The following is a 6,000-nucleotide window of genomic DNA, read 5'->3' on the forward strand; positions in this document are numbered from 1 at the left end:
GGTTTTTGAGGCGCATAGTGAGCCTATGCAACGAAAAAACCAGCAAAAATGGGCTGTTCAACCCGTGAATTCCGCCCGCGCATCGAAAGTCCGACAGGCTGCTAGGCCAGACGCAGTCGGCCGCAGCAGGCCGCTGTACGCGCCGCTCTGGCCCGTGTGGCCATCAGGTGGTTCACCACATAAGCAGCATCGGGCCCGACACCACGCAGCGTTGCGGAGGCAAAGTTGCGCTGGCGAGGCAAGCCAACAAAGTAAAGACCGGACTGGCCACGCGCCACACCACAGCGTTGCCGCAGCTGGCCATCGGCTTCGAATAGATCCAGACCCGCGAGGTAGGACACATTCGGCCGGAAGCCGGTTGCAAACAACAGCACATCCACCGCCTCGTGCCGGCCATCCGCCCAGATGACGCCATTCTCGGTCACTGCCTGAAACATGGGTCGCCGGGGCGGATTGCCTGCATTGATCGCCTGCTGATAGCGACCATCATCCAGCACCGGCGTGCTCTGATCGCTCAGCCAGCGGGTACGTTCCAGACCACTGGCACTGACCCAGAAGTGAAAATCCTTGCCAAAGATCTGTTGCGGAAAAAAGCGTAACGGCCGACGGCTGACCAGCGTCACCTCCGCCACCGCTGCAAGCTCACGGGCAATCTGCACGCCCGAATTCGCCCCGCCAACCACCACCACCCGCTTGCCGGCGAAAGCCTCTGGTCTGCGGTAATCAGCACTGTGCAGCTGCTGTCCCCTGAACTGCGTCAAACCTTCGAGACGCGGAATATAAGGCGTACCAAACGCGCCCGACGCCACAATCACTGCTGCTGACTGCCATTCGCTGCCATCCGCACAGCGCAGCAGATAGCCCTGCTCGTGCGCGCGCAACTGCTCGACCCGACGCCCAGGTGCGATCGGTAATTCAAAATGCCTGGCATAACTTTCCAGATACGTCACCACCTCATCACGATCCGGGTAATGGTCGGGGTCACCCGGAAACGCCAGTCCGGGCAGTGCGGAGTATCGTGCTGGCGAAAACAACTTCAGGTTGTCGTAGTAATGGCGCCATGCGCCGCTGGGCCGCTCTCCGGCCTCCAGCACGACAAAACGCAGCCCAGCCTGTTGCAGATGGTAGCCGGCAGCCAAGCCCGCCTGACCGGCACCGATCACAATGACATCCAATGAATGCATGAGTGGTATCTCCTTTATCTTGCTAGGCTCGGTGGCTTTGCTATGAGCAACCGCACCCCGCCTTGCCCACCGATCGCGCCTGCGCATCTTTGACACAGCAGGCGCTCCCCGTGCCAACTACCGGCCGCGCCGAACACACGCCGGTTTCAGGCAATACCAGCTGTACCGCATCGGCCGCCTCCATATCGCCAGCCAGCGCCGCAGCAATCGACCTCACCTGCTCATAACCCGTCGCCATTAAAAAGTTTGGGGCCCGTCCGTAGCTCTTTGCTCCGACGATATAAAACCCTGGCTCGGGATGAGTCAGCTCACGATGTCCATGCGGACGCACCGTGCCACAGCTATGCAGGTTCGGGTCAATCAACGGTGCCAGCACTTCTGCACTCTCCAGCCAGGCATCCAGCCGAACCCGCAATTCCCGCGTTAACGCCAGATCCGGCCGGGAGCCCGTAGCGCAAATGATTTCGTCGATGCCACGCAACTCGGCGGCCCCCTCCGGCGTGTCCGCCAGCACACGCAGCCCATCAGGCGCGGCCTCTATCGACTGAATCCGGAAAGACGAGTGCAGGCGCAGACGCTGCGACGTCATCAACTGCTGCAAGCGCTGGCCCAATGCGCCCCGCGCCGGTAGCTGATCTGCATCGCCACCGCCCAACACCCGGCGCAGATTGTCGCCACGGGTAGCCCAGTGCAGTTGCGTCCGGGGCGCTGTCGCTGCCAAGTCTGCCAATCCCAGCAAAGCCCCTGCAGCGGAATGTCCCGCCCCCACCACCAGCACCGTCTTGCCGGCATAGCGCGGTCGATGTCTGCCTGCCACATCGGGTATTCCATAAAAAATCCGTGCCGCCAGATCGACCTCCCCCACCGCAGGCAGGCCGTTCGCCCCCAGAGGATTCGGCTGAGCCCAGGTTCCCGTGGCGTCGATGACCGCCCCCGCAAGAAATGTCTTGATCTCTCCCGCCCTCTGCACTCGAATCAAAAACGGCGTCTGTTCGCGCTCCCCACTCTTGATCTTGTCCATATTCAGTCGCGACACGGCCAGAACCCGGCTGTTCAGCTGCAAGTCCGCCGCCAGCGCGGCGCCCAGAGGGCTCAGATAATCTCGCAACAGTTCACCTGCTGTTGGCAGCGCTTCCAGCTCAGGCGCCTGCCACCCCTTCTGCTCCAGCAAAGCGCGGGCACTGCCATCCATGTTGTAACGCCACGGCGAAAACAGCTGAACATGCGCCACCTCACGAAAACTCTGCCCTACCGTCTCACCGGCTTCAAAAATCGTTGGCCGAATACCTCTTGCCCGCAGCTGCGCCGCCGCCGCAAGCCCGATCGGGCCTGCCCCAAGAACGGCAACCCCGTATTGCTGTATGAGTTTGCTGTGCATGTTGACTCTCCTGATGAATGAGCAACCGGTCACGCCGCGATTGGCGCCGACCGCGATCATTTCGATAAATCTAGAATAGTTGCAATTTTAGCCAAGATCAATATATTTCCAAAAATATAGAAATAACTTGCAAGCACAGGCTGACTTCCTCAGTCATTGCAGACAGGCGGCAGCACTTCCCTCTTGAGCGGCCTTGCAACTGACGCATAGCGGGTAACCACTAGGCAATATGTGCCCAAATTTGTCAGGCAAATGACAGGTAGCTTTAACCATCGCTACACACCGCTGCTGACCCCTACTCAGGCATCTACGGAAAAAAGTCATAAAAATCCGGACTTCAGCCCTCTACCCATACAGGCTGGCATTGTCTTTGCTATGTAGATTCCCGTTGAAATGTCAGGCAGTCAGGATTCAGGTTTTATGCGTCTTCATTGAAGTGCTCTTTACCCAGCTTTTAATTAGCAGCATTCCCCAGCAATCTAAATAGTCACATTGCGCCTATTTTAATATTTGGGTCGATTCGCCTTTGCAAGGTCAATTTGCAGCAAGGTGCGATTCATTTCTTCGGAAAAATAAAAGCCAGCACTTCAATAAAGCATCAAAATCGAAAAGATAAAAATTGTTTGACATAAAAATAAAAACAAATATAGAATGCACCTCACTGAAATCGAAGCAACCTAGCAAGACAACTTACTGTTTAAAAAGGATTTTTAAATGAAAAAGCTGCAAAAAGGTTTTACCCTTATTGAACTCATGATCGTTGTTGCCATTATCGGTATTCTGGCAGCAATCGCCATTCCACAATTTAGCGAATATCAGAAAAAGGGCCAGGATAAAGCCGCTCAATCCGATGCGCGCAATTTCCTGACAACCGCCGCATCCAATACATCCAGCTAATATCAGCTTTGTATTTTTAATTACAAAATCAGCAAACTTTATTTTAGATTCAAGGAAATCAAGATGAACAAGAATGCAAAAGTTGTCGTTCTGGGTGGCGTTATTGCACTGGGTATGGCCGCCGGTACTGCCAATGCCGCAGGCTCGGCAGCGGCTGACGCCAAAGGCGCTGATTTCAGCTTCAGTGCCACAGCTGGTAACTTTGTCGTATCCGGCTTCAAGATGAAGCTGTCGAACAACGTTGGCCTGAACGCTGCAGACAACGCAACGGCCGTTGCTGTAAGTGCGGCCAGCCTCAAGGGTACCCGCGTTTTTGGTGGTAGCAGCAATGGTGGTGGCGTCAAGGATTGCACCGGCAGCAGCAAAGCAGCCCCAACACCGATCGCCCCAGGTGCCGACAAGGACGGCTGCTCCGCCTAATCAAACTAGGTACGTTTGGCGCTCCCAATGCCGCCAGCCTGAAAGGTTGGCGGCATTTTCATTGCCCGACAAAACTAGCGAACCTGGCGACGGCGATATTGGCCTGGGCTTTCGCCCTGCCAGCCACGAAATGCATGATGGAAGGCTGAAGGCTCCTGGTACCCCAGAATCAGGCCAATTTCCGCCACCGGCAATCCGGTCTGTTCAAGATAGTGCCGGGCTAACTCGTGGCGGGTATCTTCCAGTAAGCGCTGGAATGGTTGACCAGATTCCTGTAACCGTCGTTGTAGCGTACGTGCCGATGTCCCCAGATCAATAGCCACATCAGCAAGCTGAGGGGCTCCTGAACCCAAACGACGCAAAATCGCCTGCCTTACCCTTACCACCACATCACTTTCTTCCGGCCGCAATCGTGCGACCAAGGTTTCTGCATGCTGCAGCAGCATGGGATACAACCCTGCGTTCGCTTGCGGTATCGGCCAGGCCAGCACCTCTGCTGAGAACTCAATCCGATTTTCCCCAGCGCCAAATTCAACAGGCGCAGCCAATAGCCGCTGATAATCCCCAACATTGTGCGGTGCCTTATGGGCAAAGCACACTCGTTCAGCGGGTACCGGCTTGCCCGCCAACCAATCCGCACATACCTTGATTCCAGCGAAGACACTCACAGCCACATCTGCCGCTGCAGGGTGTGCAGACCAGTCGTTACGCCACCGATAGACATACTGATGGCCATCGCGCACCAACTGGGAACGTCCCAGATCATGTACCAGACACTCAAACTTCAAAACCGACTCGAGGGCGGCGCCTAGGTCTCGACAAGCCAGCAGCAAAATGCCGTTGACGCCGTAGGTCGTCGGCTTGACTTCCGCGCCAACCGCCAAACCAAAGGCGGGATGTGCACTCATCCGACCTGCCAATTCAAACAAAGCGAGGTACACGGGCACAGGAACCGATTCAGGTGGAGTTCGGTCAAGCCCCACCTCAGACAGCAAAACCTGCGAGTCAAGCCCGCAACGAATCGCTGCATCCAGCAAGGTTTGCAGATAAGACGTTACAACGCGTGGTGTCATCGGCGTTAAGATCGCTTTCTTCGAGGAAGATTTGATAAGAATGCGCCAGGCCAGAATTATCTCACGGATGCACCCAGCCACCATCCCGCACCAGTCCCTGCAGTGGCAAGCCCCTTGCCAGTTCCGATCTTTATAGGCATAATGCGCGGCTCTTTGGTTGAAGTCCTTCGACCAAAATCAGGAAGCGTGGCAGAGTGGTTTAATGCACCGGTCTTGAAAACCGACGAGTCTTCACGGGCTCCGTGAGTTCGAATCTCACCGCTTCCGCCAAGATATAAAAAAGCCGCTGATTTTTCAGCGGCTTTTTTCTTGTAAAAATTCAGCAACAACCAATTCAACTTGCGAAATTATTGGGATTACGCTTGCTTCCTCCCAGCCGGCACGCCTGACCTTCAGGCAGAATCTCTGGCGATCTTGATCTTTTCCGGCTTCAGGGAAGGGGCGCTGCCTCAGATGCAATCCCTGCCTGACTGGCGTGCAATCCCAATTATCATCTCGGCAATACTTTCTCCTTGAGCCCCGCAATGAAACACAACCCCGGCCATGACTGCGCCGGGGTTGTGTTTTACTGCGGGTGGGTTAGCCCTGCTTCAGGCAGCCCTGGGGGCGACGGGTCAGCTTAGTGCCCGCCATGTCCTGCCAGCACAATCGCGTCGTAATGACCACGATCCCACGGGTTGTGGCTGAGGCTGGCTGAGCTGTCGGCTTCGAAGCTCGCCATCGCGTCGATCAGCAGATGGGTTTGCCGTGTCGCCCAATCCGCACCGGCTGGCCCGGTTCGCGGTGTCGGATCGACCGGCTGGCCCAGACCCGGCAGGTGGTCGATATCGGCTTCATTGGTACCGATGCTGTCGATATCGGCCTCGTTGCCATTGTTGTCCCCCATCGCTCCCCTCTGCGGGGTCTTGGGGGTCGGCCGCAGCGGAACCGGCAGGCCAGTCACGCTGTCGATGTCGGCTTCGCGGGTCGTGTCCTCCGCCATCACTACATTGGCCGGGGCCTTGGCCTGCAGGGCGCTGGCGTCCAGACTGCTGCCGTCAGCGAACTT

At 56.7% G+C, this 6,000-nt stretch carries 5 protein-coding genes, 1 tRNA gene and 1 pseudogene; 3 read left to right on the top strand and 4 right to left on the bottom strand.

What is annotated here, in order from left to right; genetic code table 11:
* Positions 1–101: 101 nt before the first annotated feature.
* Together PZA18_RS17005 and PZA18_RS17010 are read right to left on the bottom strand one after the other, a co-directional pair.
* A complete protein-coding gene (locus tag PZA18_RS17005; RefSeq protein ID WP_284102067.1) occupies positions 102–1,184 on the bottom strand; it encodes a flavin-containing monooxygenase in 1,083 nt (360 codons plus the stop codon).
* Positions 1,185–1,224: 40 nt separating this feature from the next.
* A complete protein-coding gene (locus PZA18_RS17010; RefSeq protein WP_284102068.1) occupies positions 1,225–2,562 on the bottom strand; it encodes an NAD(P)-binding domain-containing protein in 1,338 nt (445 codons plus the stop codon).
* A 714-nt stretch (positions 2,563–3,276) separates the two neighbouring features.
* Here PZA18_RS17010 and PZA18_RS17015 point away from each other — a divergent pair.
* Both PZA18_RS17015 and PZA18_RS17020 read left to right on the top strand, forming a co-directional pair.
* Positions 3,277–3,373: pseudogene (locus PZA18_RS17015) on the top strand (prepilin-type N-terminal cleavage/methylation domain-containing protein); the annotation flags it as partial.
* Positions 3,374–3,522: 149 nt separating this feature from the next.
* Entirely contained in the window at positions 3,523–3,879 is a 357-nt protein-coding gene (locus PZA18_RS17020; protein WP_284102069.1) for a hypothetical protein, read from the top strand.
* A 74-nt stretch (positions 3,880–3,953) separates the two neighbouring features.
* On the opposite strand, the gene PZA18_RS17025 is transcribed toward PZA18_RS17020, so the two are convergent.
* The gene (locus PZA18_RS17025) at positions 3,954–5,036 is read right to left on the bottom strand and encodes an AraC family transcriptional regulator (RefSeq protein ID WP_308447413.1); all 1,083 of its coding nucleotides are present in this window, start codon (positions 5,034–5,036) and stop codon (positions 3,954–3,956) included.
* 96 nt (positions 5,037–5,132) lie between these two features.
* Between PZA18_RS17025 and PZA18_RS17030 the strand changes: the two genes are divergently transcribed.
* Positions 5,133–5,222: transfer RNA gene (locus PZA18_RS17030), tRNA-Ser, on the top strand.
* Between the two features lie 349 nt (positions 5,223–5,571).
* On the opposite strand, the gene PZA18_RS17035 is transcribed toward PZA18_RS17030, so the two are convergent.
* Positions 5,572–6,000 (bottom strand): hypothetical protein (locus PZA18_RS17035; RefSeq protein WP_284102071.1); only part of this gene is annotated, 429 nt, incomplete at its 5' end.

This window comes from Parachitinimonas caeni, assembly GCF_030129945.1.
GTDB lineage: Bacteria > Pseudomonadota > Gammaproteobacteria > Burkholderiales > Chitinimonadaceae > Parachitinimonas > Parachitinimonas caeni.